This is a genomic window from Leptothoe sp. LEGE 181152, assembly GCF_032906605.1.
Lineage (GTDB): Bacteria > Cyanobacteriota > Cyanobacteriia > Phormidesmidales > Phormidesmidaceae > Leptothoe > Leptothoe turfae.
The window spans coordinates 1-17,437 of sequence record NZ_JASATU010000038.1 but is presented as its reverse complement, the minus strand read 5'-3'; the positions used below and the strand labels follow the sequence as shown (position 1 = coordinate 17,437).

Below are 17,437 nucleotides of genomic sequence, written 5' to 3'. Positions count from 1 at the left end.
AGCTTGCAAGGAGGCCTGAGTCGAAAAATGATTGAGACCTCTGATTTACATAGCTTTTAGCTTTGCAAAAGCAAAATATTTGAGACCACTCGCTATGATGATAGAGCAGCTAATTAACGGTCAGCTCATCTAAGTCTTGACAAAATTTTGTACGAAAAATGCCGCGAAAAATTAGTACAAAAATTAGCACAGCACTTTTCACTTACCTTGAAAGCCTTGCCAGAAAATAAACTTAGCCTTTGAGCGTTTCTTTTGTAATCAGCCGGTCGTCCGTTCGAGTCGGATCACCAGCTTTTTAATGAAAACAATCATTTCACCTATTGGGCAAGGCTTAAAAGCCTTGCCCAATAGGTGTTTTAGAGCCCCCTCTGAAAACACATTGGACATTTTTGGGTCAGTTTAGACTGATTTGACGGGGCGATTAGCATAAAAAATTGGGGTAAATGGTTCCTATAAAGTAGGATGCGAGTCCTACTATTAGAGGGCATGATGAAGTGCGTCAGGCAGGCAGCCATCAACCATCCGAATGTACCGCTGGGTGATCAAACATCTGGAACGCTGTGAAGTCAAACAGCTGGATGAACCCCAAGCAATTTTGGGCTGGCTCTACGTTATGTCAAAATCATCTGTGTTAGAGACTTTGCTTATATCTTTTGGAACGATCAGGCTAGCCAGTTCCTTAAAGACGTAGTAAAAAATAATTTTGATAGGACCGAGAAATCTATTTCTTTCGTACTTTTTTCTGATTACTCAGAAGAGATTTTTGTTAAATTGCAATGGCCCGTCCATGGGCAACAGAATCTTCTCGGTTATGCAACCAATTCTTTAGCAATTAAAGGTTGTAGCGAATACAGCAACTGGTAATTCGCACCCAGTGGAAGCCCTCAATCCATTCGCCACTTCAGTCTTCAATCAAACTGAGCCAAATACTGCCAATCAACTCAGGAGCATAGCCACATGTTTCTTTATCGTAGACACGATAACGATCAAGCGTGCTTACCTGATGAGGATAGGCCACATCCGTTTCAGGATTCAAGACGTTATTGATTCCAACGGAAAGTCAATGTTTGCTGTTGTATGCCATCCTATAAGCGTGTTCCAAAATTTGCAGTTTTTTATCGATTGGGAGAACAAACCATGTATCACTGGGACCTGTAACGCCGGATCGTATGGATCCGGCCATTCGACAACTTTCTGAAACCTACAACCATCGCTCTGTTGAAGCTCACTGGCAGGCCATCTGGCAGCAAACCCAGATTTACGACACCGATACTGCCAGAGCAGCTCCCGACCAACCGCCTTTTTACAACTTGATGATGTTTCCCTACCCATCTGCGGCGGGGTTGCATGTGGGAAATGTGTACGCTTTCACCGGAGCCGACATCTATGGTCGCTTTATGGCCATGCAGGGCAAAGATGTCTTTGAACCGATGGGCTTCGATGCCTTTGGTATCCACAGCGAAAACTTTGCCATCAAACAAGGTATTCATCCCCGACAGCTCACAGATCAGAATGTGGAGCGGTTTCGGGAAACTCAACTAAAGCGAATCGGCAACCACTTTGCCTGGAACCATGAGGTCAATACGACCGATCCGACCTACTACAAATGGACTCAGTGGCTGTTTTTGCAGTTATTCAAAGCGGGATTAGCTGAGCGCAAACGAGCCGCAGTCAATTGGTGCCCGTCTTGCAAAACGGTGTTGGCCGATGAGCAGGTGGCGGAAGGCGAATGTGAACGCTGTGGCACCAAGGCGACCAAACGAGAGTTGGAACAGTGGTTTTTCAAAATCACCCGCTATGCTCAACGTTTGTTAGACAATTTGGATAATTTGGACTGGTCCGAGCGCGTGAAGGCGATTCAGCGAAACTGGATTGGTCGTTCCGAAACCGATGGTGAGGTCCACTATCATTTGCGCGATTGGTTGATCTCACGACAGCGCTACTGGGGACCACCAATCCCGATTATTCATTGCGACACCTGTGGCGTAGTGCCTGTGCCTGAAGACCAGTTGCCTGTGGAATTGCCCCAAACGGACAACTGGTTGCCTCAAGGTACAGGGAATTCACCTTTGGCTGATATACCTGAATTCGTCAATACCACCTGTCCTTGTTGTGGCAGCAAGGCTCGTCGGGAAACGGATGTGTCCGACAATTTTTTAGATTCGGCCTGGTACTTCTTGCGCTATCCGTCGAGCCATTGTTCCGACATTCCCTTTGACCTCGAGATCACGGCTCATTGGCTGCCGGTGGATATGTACATCGGTGGGGCTGAGCACTCGGTCTTGCACCTCATGTACACCCGCTTTATCACAATGGTGTTGCATGATTTGGGTTACCTGCCCTTTGAGGAACCGTTTCGGCGTTTCCGAGCCCATGGGTTAATTACCCAAAATGGGGTCAAGATGAGCAAGTCTAAGGGCAACGTGGTGCCCCCCGATCAGTACATTGAGGCCTATGGGGCCGATACCTTACGTGTCTACTTGATGTTTTTGGGGCCGTACGAGCAAGGGGGCGATTTCTCCGATCAGGGTATCACGGGAGTTCATCGCTTCTTAAATCGGATCTGGCAGTTGGTGATGACTTATCTTGCTGCTGAGGTCAGCCAGTCGATGGATAGGGAGTCGCAACGGCAACTGCACCAAACCATCCATAAGGTGAATACCGATATTCAGGAGTTGAAGTACAACACGGCGATCGCTGCTTTGATGAGCTATCTAAATCATCTGGAAGCTAAGGACACGCCTGCTTGGGAAGAAGTTCACGCTTTGGTGTTGATGCTGGCCCCCTTTGCACCTCACATCACTGAGGAACTTTGGCACCACTTGGGAGAACCTTACTCGGTTCACCAGCAGCCCTTTCCACAAGCTGATTTGGCCCAGATACAATCGGAACAGGTGACCATTGCGGTGCAAATTAACGGACGTACCCGCACCACCTTGAAGTTAGCCATAGAGGCGTCTGAAGCCGAAGCCACCGCCCAGGCCATGCAGTCTGCGATCGTGCAACGCTACCTAAAGGACGGGGACATCAAGCGAGTGATCTATGTGCCTGGCCAAGTACTCAACTGGGTCATCTAAGAACTTCAAAACATGCGGCAGTGGCAACCTAAGCGACTGCCGCCCAATACATCGCCTACTCCCTGACCTCCGTAGCCTATCTTCTACAATCAAACTAGTAACGGCTAGCCTTAACCCTCCAGCCATGACAGCCTTCACCATTACCCTTGATCCCATTGGCCGGTTAACCGACGAAGCATTTTACCAGCTTTGTCGTGCCAATCCTGACGTCAAATTTGAACGTTCATCCCAGGAAGAAACGTAGCCGTTGGGAATCCCTTAACCCCACAGAACAACAAAAGTTTCCACCCATTGCCCCTGACTTTGTTATCGAGTTACGATCTGCTTCCGATAGTTTGGCAACACTCCAGACCAAAATGCAGGAGTACTAGGCAAATGGAGTATGTTTGGGATGGTTGCTTAATCCCCAGGATCAGACCGTAGAGATTTATCGACCGAGCCAGCCTGTGGAAATTTTAAAATCTCCTCTGCCTATTTGCATGGCTTCGGCAAAATGACGTCCACTGCAGCACTCCCACATTAAAAAGCAAGATCAGGGCCTTTGGACTCTAGCTTACGCTCTCTCAGCTCTGTCCTAATTTTTTGGGGGTCACTACAAAACTAGAAGCATACCAATAAAAGAAATCTATGGGTCTAATCAAAACCCTTATTGAGCTAACACCTCGATAAAAGATATCTGTAAATAGAGATACAGATACTTTATGGTTATCATCGATTAAATGAAGCAAATTGATAGGAGTCCCCGCCATGAAGCCTCATTATCTTTGGTTCAGAAGACTTTCTCTCTCTTGTGCCCTGACGTTTTCTTCAGTTTTGATTACATCTTGCTCTGGCCCCAGCGAAAATGCCGAAGGTGCAGCCAATACAGCCAGTACTGGCAATGGAGAGGTGATCCGTATTTCTATTGGGACCCAAGACCAGGTAATTAATACGGCTGTTGGCGGTGCCACCGTACGAGAATTAGGGCTATTGGAAAAACATCTGCCAACAACAGGCAAATACGAAAATGTAGAATACGATATTCAATGGTCTAGCTACACCTCAGGACCACCTATTACCAACAAAATGCTTGCTGACCAGATTGATATTGGTTTAATGGGAGATTTTCCAGCCGTTATTAATCTGATTAAATTCCAAGAGGAGGTTGAGGGAGTTACCTCCACATTTATTGGCACCCTAGCCTATAGCCCTAACGGAGCAGGTAATGCGGTTGTTGTTCCCAAGGATAGTGATGTCACCTCTTTAGCGGATCTAAAAGGAGGCTCTGTATCCGTTCCTTTTGGCTCCGCAGCTCACGGCATGGTGCTCAAAGCCTTGAGCGACGCTGGTATTGACCCAGAGTCAGATGTCAAACTGATTAGCCAAGCACCGGAGGTGGGTGGTACCAGCCTACGTACGGGTCAAATTGATGCCCACGCTGACTTTGTCCCCTTTGGAGAATTATTCCCCTTCCGAGGATTTGCCAAGAAGATTTTTGATGGAGCCCAAACAGGCGTTCCCACCCTACACGGCATTGTTGTTCGTTCGGATTTTGCCGAAGAGCACCCCGAAATCGTTCAGGCCTATCTTCAGGCAATGCTGGAAGCTAACCAAACGTTTCAAGAGAAGCCCGAAGAGATCTCTGCCCAAATTGAAGAATGGTCAGGTATTGAGAAAGAAGTCGTTTATATGTTTCTGGGGCCGTCTGGGCTACAGCCTATAAACCCAAGTATTGGTGAAGTGCAGTTAGAAGCGCTCAAAAACAGTATTGCCACGTTGATTAGTCTGGGTAAAATTGAATCCCCGGTCAACCCAGACGATGTTACCCAGTGGGTCGATGAAAGCTTCTTAAAAACAGCCATGGACAACATGGGCTTGAACTATGACGAAGTGATTGAAGTGGGCGAAAGCTATGTCATCACCGGAAATGACGCCCTCACCAACGAGCCAATTGAAGAGCCCAAAATGGCAGCCCAGCTGTGGATCCAAGAAGAGCCCACAGTGACTAATTTTGCCACCATTCCTAACATGATCAAAAAGCTCAACGAGCTACAGGCTGATGGCAAAGCTTCTGATGTGATCTTTGTCCACGATCGCAACAAAGGCTGGAAGCTGTTTGCGGAGAACTCTCACTATGTCAAAAATGGAGATGAAGTATCGGCCTTTTTGCTAGAAGCCGATGCCCAGGCGTTTGCCTCTGAGTCCGGTGGCCAGGTAACCACCTTTAAGAGCCTGCTACAGACCTATGCCAACGGACCTCAGCCAGCTCGCATTAGCCGTTTAACTGTGGAGGATTTGAAGCAGACACTGTTGGAGGCTGTACCAGCGTTGGCGGGTTAAGAATACATGCTCTCAACCATTCCTTTAATAATTCTCTCCTATGGCCAGCACCCTGCCTCAATCTCACGTTCGGGCTCGTAGCTCTAGCCCGATGTCAAGCTTATATCAAACCCTACAGGTCATCTTGTCAGGCCGTTCTGTCAGGCGGTTTATCGCCCTGGCCCTCTTTTTTGGGATCTGGCAAATCCTATGTATGATTGGCTTTAAGTTCTTTATTAACTTTCAGCTGATCCCCTCTCCATGGGAGGTGGCAAAAGCCACTGTCGATTTCTTTACCAGTGACCCCTGGGTGCATATCCGCTCTAGCGTGGTACGGGTATTGGTAGGGTTTGCTGTAGCATCTGTTTTGGCGGTCGTCTTGGGGATTATTATTGGCTGGTTTCAAATTGCTGAAGACCTTTTAATGCCAGCATTAGAACTGCTTAGACCCATACCGGCTGTGGCCTGGATTCCACTCGCCATCTTAATGTTTCCCAACGCTGAGACGGGAATGATTTATATCACCTTTATTGGCGCATTCTTCCCGGTTTTGATCAGCACAATTCGTGCAGTTGAGAATATTCTGCACGACATTGTCCTGATTCGGGTAGGTCAATGTCTAGGGGCCAATCAATGGCATGTTTTCAAAGATATTGTCATTCCAGGAGCCTTGCCTGGCATAGCCAGTGGATTGACCATTGGCATGGGCAATGCCTGGTTTTGCTTAGTGACTGCTGAGATTTTGGCTGGCCGGTACGGTGTGGGCTACATTACCTGGGAGTCCTATGTTACATCCAACTATCCTCCCATTGTCATGGGCATGTTGCTGATTGGATTGATGGGGGCCCTGAGTTCGTGGGCGGTTGGGCGCAGCACAGCGGCCTTGATGCCCTGGCGTGTGATCAAAAAACAGGATGCTTAAATCAGTAGGAGTGCCCACCATGATAAAAGAGGCTGTGACAGCATCAGCGGCAACAACATCTAAGGCCAAAGGCTCGGTCAACGTGGAAGGAATTTCGATGATCTTTAATCGAAAGGGCCACTCCACCCAGGTTTTAGATTCGGTCAATTTACACATAAAGCCGGGGGAACTGGTTTGTCTTTTAGGCCCCTCAGGATGTGGTAAATCCACGCTGCTGAATATTATTGCCGGTTTTATCAAACCCACGGCTGGCTATGTCATGGTCGATCAAAAACAAGTTAGAAAACCAGGGGCCGATCGAGGGTTTGTCTTTCAGCAGTATTCGTTACTCCCCTGGAAAACAACCTATCAAAATGTTGAGTTTGGTCTAAAGATTAAGGGTATCCCCAAAGCAGAACGAGAGGATATGGTGGGAGAATATCTAAATCTAGTGGGGCTGGGCAAATATCGCAATGCCTACCCCAGACAGCTTTCGGGCGGAATGCAGCAGCGAGCCAGCATTGTTAGGGCCTTGGTTAATTCACCCTCAGTATTGTTGATGGATGAGCCCTTTGCAGCCTTAGATGCTCAAACTCGTCACATGATGCAGGAGTTATTGCTCAATATCTGGGAGACATTAAAAACTACGGTCATTTTTGTTACCCACGATATCGAAGAAGCGGTCTTTTTGGGCGATCGCATTTTTGTGATGGGCGTACAGCCAGGGCGTATCAAAGCAGAGTTGGATATTCCCCTAGTGAGGCCCCGCCATGTTGATGACATACTAACGCCAGAGTTTAGTCAGCTTAATCGTCAGGTCTTTGAATTAATTCGAGAAGAAACGCTGAAGAGTATGGAGACTCACTAGGAAATAAAATCAACTAGATTCATAGTAATTGAATGTACAGACGTTCCATGGAACGTCTCTCCAACATCTGGGTATTTTTATCCCCTACAACAACACATGCTTAACCTTACCAGCCTAACTACGTTGGTTGGCCTTGCTTTGGCAACTGGAATAGCCTTCCTGGCAACAGGACTACAACAGCTGCCAGGCTTAGGATTATTGAGTCCCTTAATTTTAGCGGTCCTATTGGGTATCCTGGTCAAAAATACCGCTGGAGTTCCCAAAGTCTGCCAGCCAGGCATCACCTTTTCGCTCAAACGCATTTTACGGCTAGCGATTATTTTACTGGGACTACAGCTAAGCTTACTCCAGCTGATCCAGGTTGGTCCCGTCGGGTTAATGATTGTCGCTGCCACCGTTGGTTCTACCTTTGTATTTACCTGTTGGTTAGGGCGTCATCTGGGCGTTAGCCGTAAGCTAGCCCATCTAATTGCAGCAGGCACTTCAATCTGCGGCGCATCGGCTGTAGTTGCTACAAATACTCTCCTAGAGGGACAAGACGAAGATGTAGCCTATGCAATTACGATCGTGACAGTGTTTGGCACAATTTCGATGTTGCTTTACCCTATACTCTCAACGATGCTCCAGCTCACGCCAGTCGCTTTTGGTGTATGGTCTGGAACGTCTATTCATGAGGTGGCTCAGGTAGTAGCAGCAGCCTTTCAACAGGGAGATGTTAGTGGTGAGTTAGCCACTGTGGCCAAGTTAGCACGGATGTTATTTCTAGTCCCGATTATGCTGACGCTGAGATCTATCTCAATGGGATCAGATCTCACCCATCGTCTGCGTGTTTCCTCTTTTAAATCCAGGCAGTTACCCGTTCCATGGTTTATTGTAGGCTTTGTAGTACTCATTGGCATCAATAGTCTAGATCTCTTCCCTCCAGCCTTAAAAGATAGTTTAATTCAAGGCAATAAATTTCTGTTAACTCTTTCACTAGCTGCCATGGGGTTAGAGACAGATCTCCTGAAGATGAAACAAACTGGTCTCAAACCACTTTATCTAGGGGGAGCTGCATGGTTCTTTATTTCACTGCTGAGTCTGGGGTTAATCAAGGCCTTTTATTGAGTAGATAGCCCAAAGTAAACGTTTCTATATACCGCTGGTTTCGACTTCGCTCAACCAGCTAAATTAGAGACTCCGCTAATCAGCTAATTTAGAGAAGATGAGGGCTGAGCGGAGTCAAAGCCCGGATTGATGGATAGTTTTTTCCATCCACTTAATTTCCTAGAAGGAGTTTATAGCCGTTTCTAAGAATTCAGGCTGTATCCAACTATTGACATCAATCTCACCCAGTTGCTCATTACCTGGAACGACTTTGAGTTGTTGGATATGATCTGTAATCCAGTCCGTGCGAATTTGCGTTTCTGGGAAAAACAGTCCCGTGCGATTTGACTGTTGGTAATCAAGGGTTTTAGAAACAATTTCAGGATCTAGCCTGACCCAATTACTGACCAGGGAAAGAGCACTCGGTGTGTTGATATACCAATGCTGAGCGGCAATCAAGGCTTTTAAATAAGCAACCACTAGTTCTGGATGCTGTTCAGCAAAGGACTCTCTAACAACAATCCCATGGAATGTCGGTAATTCTGTCAAATCAGGGGCATCAACTAGACGCCTGAACCGACCATGATGGCTGGCAATTTCATGGAGAGGAGCAAAATAGGCATAGCCATCAGCCCGATCATTACGGGGGGTGAGGCGATCAATGCTCAGGTTATCAATTGAGTTTAAGGTGACTTTATGGAGTAGATTGGCCTGGAACAGCGTACGCATCACCATTCCGTGGGCAGATGATGCAAAGGGAACGGCAAGGACTCGATTTCGTAAATCATCTAAGCTACTTAGGGAAGAACGACCAGGAACAATAATGGTATTCCCTGTCCCATCAGGGTTGCTGGCAACAAAGCTAACTAATCGAGTTTTGGTAGCAGAAGACGAGTTACTCTCTGAGGTTAGACTGTCGGCCAGACCACTGAGTAACAAAGGGTAATCTCCTAAAATACCGATGTCTAGCTGTTGGGTTTGCAGACCTTTGGCAATGGGAGCTCCCGAAGTAAAGTCATGCCATTTAATTTGATAGTTTGTCTTGCTGTACTGACCGCTTCTGGGCAAAAAATGTTCGAGTAGTCCCAATCGTTGAATAATCACCCCCGCAGTTACCGTTTGTATGGTTTTGTTTTGGGTACCGATCGCCAGCGTCAAGGTTTCTGAAGAGGCTCCGTGGGCCTGGCGTAGCCATAGGCTAGGGGATTGTAAGTGGGCCGTCGTAGCTGATTTGGAGAATGATTTCTGTGCTCTAATCCGCTGAGCCCGTTCAGACTCTTTGGAGACCAGCTGAATAAATTGTTGTAGGGGTTCAGTGGGTTGGATTTCGGCGCGATGTTTTTGGGCGTGGCGTGGGGTAACCCTGGAGAGTCGTTTAGGCGTTAGCATAAACAGCTGATAATCCAGAGCAAACTCCTGCAAGGGAATGGTAACCAAGAGCTTGGCTTGACGTTCTGTTTGAAGCTGTAAGCTGGAGCCAAAGCCTAGATAGTGCCCTTGGGTCAAAAATGTGCTTAATAAGCTAGCCGATTGGACAAACTCTCGGTGGGCAAAGTCCGAGAGGTGCATACCCAACTCTGCAAGCCTTGCTTCTAAAGCCACTCGCCCTGGTGTACCCGCACCTGGAAATACCCATGCTTCTGAGGTTAGATCGCGCAGGCTCAGCCATTGGCACGGGGCGAGCCGATGGTCAGCAGCTACCATCAAGAAATATTGAAAACTATCAATGGGCAATGAATCTATTTCATCAAATTCACTGAGATTTGTCTCGGCAAAACCAATTTCAATCTCTCCCAATGTGATGGCTTGATGTAGCTGTTGCGATGTGTCAAAGGGCAAACATTTCAGCTCGATATCAGGATATTTCTGACGATACTTAAACAGGATTTTAGATAACCATCCGCTAGCAATACTGACAGTACAGCCAACTTTTAAACGGCTATATTTTCCCTGTTTAATTTCATTAATTTCATTGATTAAACGACTCTCTAACGCCAGTAGACTAGGGCCTGCTTCGAGTAAATAGCTGCCCACCGTGGTTAGCTTTATTTTGCGACCAAGCCGATGAAATAGATCGACACCCAGGTTGGCCTCCAGGGACTTAATTTTAGCGCTCACAGCAGGCTGGGTCAGGTTTAGAGCATCTGCTGCTTCGGTAAAGCTTAGGTAGCGTGCGACCTCTAAAAAGACTCTTAAATGATAAATTTCCACAACAAAATCGCTAGCGAACTAGGCGACGATTTAAAGGCCTACTGTAAGGCTCGATCAGGTAACCAAATCAATCAAATTTGGCACAAGTAATCTCTCTAATTAGTCTCTTAATTACCTAAGTTAATGGCCGTACAGCTCAACATACTATTTCTGATTTTTATGAGTATATAAAAAAGTTGAATCGAAAAACAGTGCTTTTTGATACAAAGGATCTTGAGGTGATCACTGAGTCTCTTTAGAATAGGGATAACGGACATGGAAAAGTATGCATATTTCCAAACAACGCCATCTTAACGAAGCCATGTTCGACACTTGAGATTTTTAGATTAGACCGCGAGTTTTCTATAGAAACCACACCGCTGAAGCCATGGCTTAAGAAAGTACTAGCTAATGCTTGCTTTTGATGAGCCTCCAACCGGTTGAGGTTTGATCACCTTATTGGAAATGAGGACTTTTGTGTGAATACTCAGCATCTGCAAACAGACTTTTTAGTGATTGGTGGAGGTACCGCTGGTACGATGGCGGGTATCAAGGCCAAGCAGGCTAACCCCGATGCCGATGTTTTAATCCTTGAGAAAGCTAATATTCGTCGTAGCGGTGCGATCGCAATGGGCATGGATGGCGTCAACACCGCCGTGATCCCCGGCAACTCCACCCCAGAACAATATGTGAGAGAAATCACCATCGCCAACGACGGCGTTTTAGAGCAAAAAAATGTTTACCAAACCGGGCGCTGGGGATTTGAAGTCATCCAAGAGCTGGAAAGCTGGGGTGTTAAATTTCAAAAAGACACTGAAGGTAACTACGACCTCAAACAGGTACACCGCGTGGGCAAGTACGTACTGCCCATGCCCGAAGGAAAAGATTTAAAAAAGATTCTTTCTCGCCAGGTTAAACGCCATAAGGTACGGGTCACCAACCGGGTAATGGCCACGCGAGTCATGGTAAAAGAAGGGCGGGTGATTGGAGCTGTCGGCTTCGATGTACGCAAGGGAGACTTTGTTGTTATCCAGGCAAAGGCCGTGGTGCTGTGTACCGGGGCCTGCGGTCGCCTGGGGCTACCGGCCTCCGGGTATCTCTATGGTACCTACGAGAACCCCACCAATGCGGGGGACGGCTATTCCATGGCCTACCACGCCGGAGCAGAGCTGACCAACATTGAATGTTTTCAGATCAATCCTCTGATCAAAGACTACAACGGTCCCGCCTGTGCCTATGTGGCCAGTCCCTTTGGGGCCTACACCGCCAACGCCGAGGGAAATCGCTTCATCAGCTGCGACTATTGGAGTGGCCAGATGATGTTGGAAACCTGGAAAGAGTTGAACTCTGGTAAGGGGCCGGTACACCTGAAGATGTATCACCTGGATGACGACACCATTTCCGAAATTGAGCGGGTGCTCTGGTCCAATGAACGCCCCAGCCGTGAGCGTTTCCATGAAGGACGAGGGGAGGACTACCGCACCAATGGGGTGGAGATGAACATTTCAGAGATCGGTCTTTGCAGTGGCCACAGCGCCTCCGGCGTTTGGGTCAGTGACAAGGCTGAAACCACCGTGCCCGGTCTCTACGCCGCTGGTGATATGGCCAGCGTGCCCCACAACTACATGATTGGAGCCTTTGTTTCTGGACGCCTGTCCGGTATCAATGCCATGGAGTATGTACAAGGCCTAGAGCATGTGGACCCCGACCCAGAGTTTCTCGCAACAGAAAAAGCTCGCATCTATGCCCCCTTGGATCGCCCCGATGGCGTGCCTCACACCCAGGTGGAGTATAAGCTGCGTCGCTATGTGAATGATTATCTACAGCCGCCCAAATCTCCTAACAAGATGGATATTGGTCTTGCGGCCTTTGAGCGATATCACGAAACCCTGGATTTGATGGGAGCCCGAGACCCCCATGAGCTGATGCGCTGTATGGAGGTTCACTTTATCCGAGACTGTGCCGAAATGGCGGCCCGGGCATCGCTTTATCGTAAGGAAAGTCGTTGGGGACTTTATCACTATCGTCTGGATTATCCTGAGAAAAATGATGAGGAATGGTTCTGTCATGTGAACTTAAAGAAAACAGAATCGGGCAAGATGGAAATGTTTAAGCGCCCGGTAACTCCTTATATTGTGGAGGTGGATCTTCAGCAGGAAGTGTATGACGTGGCGGTACGGTAGGGATCCTTTGTAGAGGTATTCCATGGAACGCCTCTACAAAGGACGAAAAATTTCTGTTCTTTAATTGAGAAACCCATCTATGGCTCTAACCACCCAGCGTGTTGATGTCCCAGTAATTGTGGACGAATCTAAATGTCTCGAAAAATGTACGGCCTGCATCGAAGTCTGCCCCCTGGATGTGTTGGTAAAAAACCCTGAGACTGGCAAAGCCTATATGAAATACGACGAATGTTGGTTTTGCCTTCCCTGTGAGAAAGAATGTCCCACCAATGCCATTACTGTTCAGATTCCGTTTCTACTGCGTTAGGGAGAAAAACTCACCATGGCCCATACCGACCTTGATCCAGAAGTGGTGCAGTGGGTAGAAATGTTGCGATCGCAAGACCTCAACGACCGCTTGGTGGCTGCCAAATCACTACAGCACCTGGGGGATGAAGATGCCATTGACGCCTTGATCCAGAGCTTGAATGATGAGAGTCCGAGGGTTCAGGAGATTGCCGTAACCGCTCTTTGGGAAATGGCAAACCCAGTGGTTATCCCGCCGCTGTTGGACTGTTTAAGGTCTGACCATGAACCCGAGGTGCGCGAAGAGGCCCTATCTGCCCTGAAAGAACTGGTCGCTCCTGACGATTTACTCAAGCTGTTGGATGCGATTCAAGTCGATGACGAAAATGTGCAGCTGAATGTGCTGATCCTGCTGCGCAAAATTCACGATGCCCAGGCGTTGCCCTATATTCTGCCGTTCTTTGAGTCTGAGAATCCAGTACTGCGGGAGGCCTCTGTTGTTACCCTGCGGTATCTAAATCAGGTGGTGCGCTGTGAGCCTGCCCTCGCCCTGGCCAAAGATACTAATGATGAGGTCAGACGTTCGGCTATTTTGACCCTGGGGTATTTGAGTGATGAGGCGGTGGTGCCGATGTTGTGTAGTGCGATCGCACATGACCCAGATTGGCAGGTGCGGCGTAACGCAGCCCAGTCCCTAGACCTCCATGCCACCACTGCGGCCACACCAGCCCTGACCCAGGCATTGGCCGATGACCACTGGCAGGTGCGCAAATTTACCGCCCGCGCCCTACAAAAGGTTGCCACCAATGAGACCATTCCCATACTGATCAAAGCCCTTTCTGACGAGTATTCCGATGTGCGACGAGATGCCGCCATTGCCCTGGGCAACTTAGGTAATCCTGAGGTCTTACCAGCCCTAAAACAAACTCTCGATGACCCAGATCGGGATGTCCAGATTTTCTCTCAGCGGGCCATTCAAAAGATTCAGGATCAGCTAGCGGAAGCGTCCAATGCCTAACCATGATTCTCCCTTTGTTCGTGCCCCTCACCAGTCCCCCGATGCCATCCCTGATAGCCCGGTGATAGCCATCCGTAAACAGGCGGCTATTCAATGTCTCAAGCAGGTGGTTGAACCGATTCTCAACAAAAACATTGTTGACCTGGGCATGGTGCGAAACCTGCGAGTGGTGGATAACTATGTGTATCTGAAGCTTTATATCGGTGTCCATCAACATGAGCTCAAAGAACAGGCCCAGTTAGCCCTGGGAGATTTAGAGTGGTGTCAGAAAGCCTACATTCAGATTTGCACAATTCCTGGTGTGCACACGACGCTGGCCGTATCCAGCGGCAAGGGAGGTGTTGGTAAGTCCACCACAGCTGTGAATCTAGCCGCTGCCCTGACAAAAACCGGGGCCAAGGTGGGTCTGCTCGATGCTGACATCTACGGTCCCAATGTGCCCCAGATGTTGGGACTTGCTCAAACTACGGTTGAGGTGATTGACACACCGGAGGGGCAGCGCTTCAAACCATTGGAGGCCCATGGCATTAAGGTCATGTCGGTGGGACTGCTGGCAGAGCCTGACCATCCTTTAGCCTGGCGTGGTCCCGTTCTCCATAAGATTATTACCCAGTTTATCCAAGACGTGGATTGGGGAGAGTTAGACTATCTTTTAATTGATCTGCCCCCCGGTACCGGCGATGCCCAGATTACCATTATTCAAGAAAGCCCCATCTGCGGCGTGGTAATGGTAACAACGCCGCAACAGGTGGCAGTCTCAGACGTGCGACGTAGCATCCATATGTTTCGTCAGGTGGGTGTGCCCGTCCTCGGTCTGGTAGAAAACATGAGCTACTTGATCTGTGGCTGTTGTGGGGAGCGCACATCAATTTTTGGTAGCGGTGGGGGAGAGCAAATGGCCCAGGAACTATCCGTGCCGCTGTTGGGCCAGGTACCTATCGATCCTCAGATCTGTCAGGGAGGTGATAGGGGGCGGCCTTTAGCCGATGGAGAGGCTCCTTTGTCACAGGTATTTGCTGCGATCGCGACTGGTTTGAATCATACATTTTCTCCGACTGTAGATCGGACAGAAAATCATATAATCAATCAGACAACAACGGCGTTCTAAGGATAGAGGAATTAACAAAATCCACGTTTCTCGACGTCATAAATAGAGGACTGAGCGGAGCCGAAGTCCGGTTTAGGTGGAATGTATTTAATTTCTACTCCTAAGCTTCTGTTTGTTGTTTAACGATCCTCAAACACTGAGCGCGTTGGCTTTTAGACCAGGAATGGCTTTACCTTAAACCCATGTCCTATCATGCACCTGCCCTGAAAACGTCAATTCTGACCAGCTGCACGCTAATTGCGTTTGCTGCCAATTCCTTACTTACCCGCATGGCCCTGGGTCCAGGCTCCATTGATGCGTCCAGTTTTATGACCTTGCGATTAGTCTCTGGTGCAACCATGTTGTTAGCTGTTATGACATTCTCTCAAGGAAAGTCTGTTATAAAACTTCAGGGCAAATGGACAGCCGCATTGATGCTGTTTCTCTACGCAGTTACCTTTTCGTTTTCATACTTGCAACTAGCCGCAGGCACCGGAGCCTTAATTCTTTTTGGCTCAGTGCAGGTAACGATGATTGTAGCTGCCTTAAAACAGGGAGAAAAGCCACATCCGTTGGAATGGGCAGGATTACTACTGGCGCTGATGGGATTGTTATATCTGGTATCACCCGGTTTGGCAGCGCCGCCAGTGATGGGTTCTGTGCTGATGGTGATGGCAGGTGTCGCTTGGGGATTTTACTCGCTGCTCGGTCGTGGAAGCCAGGACCCAGTGGCCTATACAACGACTAATTTTGTACGGGCAGTTCCCTTTGCCGTTGGGGTGAGTCTGGTGAACTTATCGGCAATGCATCTGACTCTAACAGGTGCGGTTTTAGCCTTGTTATCAGGGGCGCTAGCCTCTGGTGTGGGCTATGCAATTTGGTATGCGGCGCTAAAAGGCCTAACGGCAACGCGGGCGGCAACAGTGCAGTTAGCAGTGCCTGTGATTGCTGCATTAGGGGGGATTTTATTTTTGCAAGAGACATTGAGCGCACGATTGGTCTTGGCGTCTTTGCTGATTTTAGGTGGCATTGGCCTAGCTGTAATGGGACGTAGCGAGCAGTAAGCGACATGCGTTCAAAGAGTCTCTCTGGAACTTAAGCGTTGCTCTGTCCACACCCAACGCAGTGTTAACTGACTGACCGAGATTACCATTGTACGGTTTGCAAACCTTCCACATGCTGAAAATGGGCATCGCGTGTGACTAGTACTAAATCATACTGCAGGGCTAGTGCCGCAATCCAGATGTCATTTTCAGGTAGTGGACGGCCTTTTACTCTCAACCGATTTTTAACATCGCCATACTGTCGGGCTGTAACAGCGTCACAATCAACAATAGTGACGTCTGTAACAAACTCTTCAATCCGTTCTAGATTTTTCTGAACCCGCCCAGACTTCCTTGCACCGTAATGCAGTTCTCCAAGGGCAATGCTAGGGATAAAGATTTCATCAGACTGCTCCAGCTGTTCAATGATTGATGCTTGCCCAGCAAAGAGTCCAATGATGATGTTGGTATCGAGTAAGTAGCTACCACTCATCCAAATCTACCTGTTCGCAACCTTCCTCAATAGCATCCTGCATTAGAGTTAGATCATCCGATTGGATAGAACCAGCAAACTTAAGCAACTTGTGGCCAGGGGTGCCTTGAATTCTGACTTGGCCCAACATACGAGCAAATTGCAGAACTTGCTGCTGCAAGGACTGCGGCATATTGCTTAGCTGCTCAATGACTTGATCAATGATGGATAAACTCATTTTTACCTCCTCATTAATTCAATTTTACAGGCTTTAAAGGGGTTACAGCCACAGCTCCTCAAAGCCTATGCTCTTTAATTCAGGAATACCTAGCGTATAGCTGTGAAGCTTGAAAGCACGACTCACAAATATCTGCTAATCGAGACATATATTCGTCAAAAGAGTCTCTGCTGTAGCTATCGTTGAGTAACTTCGCCAAGCGCTTCCTGTAAAATCTCATCACTGACACCATGACGCTTTAAGCTCGCGATCAGCGCAGAGACAGTATCTCCTTCTAAACGCTCTAAATCAGCACGAAGACCTTGACCAATGTAGGCACGAGCCAGGGGTTGATACCCCGAAAATCCGAGTAACGGTGCAATTCGCTTTAAGTCTTCAATCACATCTTCGGGCATCCGAATTGTGATTGTCGTCATTGGGCGATTTCTGTCTAACCGCTTTTTTAGTGCATCAGTTTTCATAGTATTCACGTTCCTTTCGTGTGGCTTTACGAGCTGAAATAATACGGATCATGTCGTCTTCGCGCTCAATAAAAACGACGTATAAGAGATTCTAACGCCTATCTAGGGTTTGCTGAAAAACTCAATAAAAACCTCAAGGATTATCCGGCAGCCCAGACGTGGTCAGTATTGCCTTGCTGATGATCGAGGGTTTTCAGCCAATCATCGCTTAACGTTGCTGTAAAGGGGCG

15 protein-coding genes and 2 pseudogenes are annotated in these 17,437 nt (G+C 48.1%); 11 read left to right on the top strand and 6 right to left on the bottom strand.

Features of this window, described 5'->3' with window-relative positions; genetic code table 11:
- Positions 1-901 precede the first annotated feature (901 nt).
- The gene (locus QGP82_RS20675; RefSeq protein WP_284681683.1) at positions 902-1,036 is read right to left on the bottom strand and encodes a hypothetical protein; all 135 of its coding nucleotides are present in this window, start codon (positions 1,034-1,036) and stop codon (positions 902-904) included.
- A gap of 133 nt (positions 1,037-1,169) precedes the next feature.
- Here QGP82_RS20675 and QGP82_RS20670 point away from each other — a divergent pair, with 133 nt between their 5' ends.
- From QGP82_RS20670 to QGP82_RS20645, 6 genes and pseudogenes are all read left to right on the top strand, one after another.
- Positions 1,170-3,077: a class I tRNA ligase family protein gene (locus QGP82_RS20670; protein ID WP_499060831.1), complete on the top strand. Its 1,908-nt coding sequence runs from the start codon at positions 1,170-1,172 to the stop codon at positions 3,075-3,077.
- Between the two features lie 236 nt (positions 3,078-3,313).
- Positions 3,314-3,574 (top strand): annotated as a pseudogene (locus QGP82_RS20665) (Uma2 family endonuclease); the annotation flags it as partial.
- Between the two features lie 250 nt (positions 3,575-3,824).
- Positions 3,825-5,396, top strand: coding sequence for an ABC transporter substrate-binding protein (locus tag QGP82_RS20660; protein WP_163668503.1), 1,572 nt, complete (start codon positions 3,825-3,827; stop codon positions 5,394-5,396).
- A 40-nt stretch (positions 5,397-5,436) separates the two neighbouring features.
- The gene (locus QGP82_RS20655; RefSeq protein WP_163668501.1) at positions 5,437-6,297 is read left to right on the top strand and encodes an ABC transporter permease; all 861 of its coding nucleotides are present in this window, start codon (positions 5,437-5,439) and stop codon (positions 6,295-6,297) included.
- A 19-nt stretch (positions 6,298-6,316) separates the two neighbouring features.
- Positions 6,317-7,144, top strand: coding sequence for an ABC transporter ATP-binding protein (locus QGP82_RS20650; protein ID WP_163668499.1), 828 nt, complete (start codon positions 6,317-6,319; stop codon positions 7,142-7,144).
- A gap of 96 nt (positions 7,145-7,240) precedes the next feature.
- Positions 7,241-8,251 (top strand): YeiH family protein, encoded by a 1,011-nt coding sequence (locus tag QGP82_RS20645; RefSeq protein WP_499060830.1) that lies wholly within the window; start codon positions 7,241-7,243, stop codon positions 8,249-8,251.
- A 159-nt stretch (positions 8,252-8,410) separates the two neighbouring features.
- Here the strand turns inward: QGP82_RS20645 and QGP82_RS20640 are convergent, their stop codons facing one another.
- Complete coding sequence (locus tag QGP82_RS20640; protein WP_499060829.1) at positions 8,411-10,441, bottom strand: LysR family transcriptional regulator; 2,031 nt, start codon at positions 10,439-10,441, stop codon at positions 8,411-8,413.
- A gap of 458 nt (positions 10,442-10,899) precedes the next feature.
- Here QGP82_RS20640 and QGP82_RS20635 point away from each other — a divergent pair, with 458 nt between their 5' ends.
- The 5 genes from QGP82_RS20635 (at position 10,900) to QGP82_RS20615 (ending at position 16,057) form a co-directional block, all read left to right on the top strand.
- The gene (locus QGP82_RS20635; protein ID WP_499060828.1) at positions 10,900-12,603 is read left to right on the top strand and encodes a fumarate reductase/succinate dehydrogenase flavoprotein subunit; all 1,704 of its coding nucleotides are present in this window, start codon (positions 10,900-10,902) and stop codon (positions 12,601-12,603) included.
- Between the two features lie 79 nt (positions 12,604-12,682).
- Positions 12,683-12,910: a 4Fe-4S dicluster domain-containing protein gene (locus QGP82_RS20630; protein WP_006517750.1), complete on the top strand. Its 228-nt coding sequence runs from the start codon at positions 12,683-12,685 to the stop codon at positions 12,908-12,910.
- Between the two features lie 15 nt (positions 12,911-12,925).
- Complete coding sequence (locus QGP82_RS20625; RefSeq protein WP_163668490.1) at positions 12,926-13,906, top strand: HEAT repeat domain-containing protein; 981 nt, start codon at positions 12,926-12,928, stop codon at positions 13,904-13,906.
- Positions 13,899-15,014 (top strand): Mrp/NBP35 family ATP-binding protein, encoded by a 1,116-nt coding sequence (locus QGP82_RS20620; RefSeq protein WP_499060827.1) that lies wholly within the window; start codon positions 13,899-13,901, stop codon positions 15,012-15,014. Before QGP82_RS20625 ends, QGP82_RS20620 begins: the two co-directional genes overlap by 8 nt.
- Before the next feature lie 182 nt (positions 15,015-15,196).
- Positions 15,197-16,057 (top strand): DMT family transporter, encoded by an 861-nt coding sequence (locus tag QGP82_RS20615; RefSeq protein ID WP_499060826.1) that lies wholly within the window; start codon positions 15,197-15,199, stop codon positions 16,055-16,057.
- Between the two features lie 82 nt (positions 16,058-16,139).
- Here QGP82_RS20615 and QGP82_RS20610 read toward each other — a convergent pair whose 3' ends face one another.
- The 4 genes and pseudogenes from QGP82_RS20610 to QGP82_RS20595 form a co-directional block, all read right to left on the bottom strand.
- A complete protein-coding gene (locus tag QGP82_RS20610) occupies positions 16,140-16,529 on the bottom strand; it encodes a type II toxin-antitoxin system VapC family toxin (RefSeq protein ID WP_006517754.1) in 390 nt (129 codons plus the stop codon).
- Positions 16,519-16,746: a hypothetical protein gene (locus tag QGP82_RS20605; protein WP_163668483.1), complete on the bottom strand. Its 228-nt coding sequence runs from the start codon at positions 16,744-16,746 to the stop codon at positions 16,519-16,521. Before QGP82_RS20605 ends, QGP82_RS20610 begins: the two co-directional genes overlap by 11 nt.
- Before the next feature lie 176 nt (positions 16,747-16,922).
- Complete coding sequence (locus QGP82_RS20600) at positions 16,923-17,207, bottom strand: hypothetical protein (RefSeq protein WP_499060825.1); 285 nt, start codon at positions 17,205-17,207, stop codon at positions 16,923-16,925.
- Positions 17,197-17,298, bottom strand: a pseudogene (locus QGP82_RS20595) (BrnT family toxin); the annotation flags it as partial. The pseudogene QGP82_RS20595 and the gene QGP82_RS20600, both read right to left, overlap by 11 nt.
- Positions 17,299-17,437 lie beyond the last annotated feature (139 nt).

What these genes read in the sequence shown, in the direction of transcription:
- QGP82_RS20670 (WP_499060831.1), top strand. Translation starts at nt 1,170, where the DNA reads ATGGATCCGGCCATTCGACAACTTTCTGAAACCTACAACCATCGCTCT.
- QGP82_RS20660 (WP_163668503.1), top strand. Translation starts at nt 3,825, where the DNA reads ATGAAGCCTCATTATCTTTGGTTCAGAAGACTTTCTCTCTCTTGTGCC.
- QGP82_RS20655 (WP_163668501.1), top strand. Translation starts at nt 5,437, where the DNA reads ATGGCCAGCACCCTGCCTCAATCTCACGTTCGGGCTCGTAGCTCTAGC.
- QGP82_RS20650 (WP_163668499.1), top strand. Translation starts at nt 6,317, where the DNA reads ATGATAAAAGAGGCTGTGACAGCATCAGCGGCAACAACATCTAAGGCC.
- QGP82_RS20645 (WP_499060830.1), top strand. Translation starts at nt 7,241, where the DNA reads ATGCTTAACCTTACCAGCCTAACTACGTTGGTTGGCCTTGCTTTGGCA.
- QGP82_RS20630 (WP_006517750.1), top strand. Translation starts at nt 12,683, where the DNA reads ATGGCTCTAACCACCCAGCGTGTTGATGTCCCAGTAATTGTGGACGAA.
- QGP82_RS20625 (WP_163668490.1), top strand. Translation starts at nt 12,926, where the DNA reads ATGGCCCATACCGACCTTGATCCAGAAGTGGTGCAGTGGGTAGAAATG.
- QGP82_RS20620 (WP_499060827.1), top strand. Translation starts at nt 13,899, where the DNA reads ATGCCTAACCATGATTCTCCCTTTGTTCGTGCCCCTCACCAGTCCCCC.
- QGP82_RS20615 (WP_499060826.1), top strand. Translation starts at nt 15,197, where the DNA reads ATGTCCTATCATGCACCTGCCCTGAAAACGTCAATTCTGACCAGCTGC.
- QGP82_RS20610 (WP_006517754.1), bottom strand. Translation starts at nt 16,529, where the DNA reads ATGAGTGGTAGCTACTTACTCGATACCAACATCATCATTGGACTCTTT.
- QGP82_RS20605 (WP_163668483.1), bottom strand. Translation starts at nt 16,746, where the DNA reads ATGAGTTTATCCATCATTGATCAAGTCATTGAGCAGCTAAGCAATATG.
- QGP82_RS20600 (WP_499060825.1), bottom strand. Translation starts at nt 17,207, where the DNA reads ATGAAAACTGATGCACTAAAAAAGCGGTTAGACAGAAATCGCCCAATG.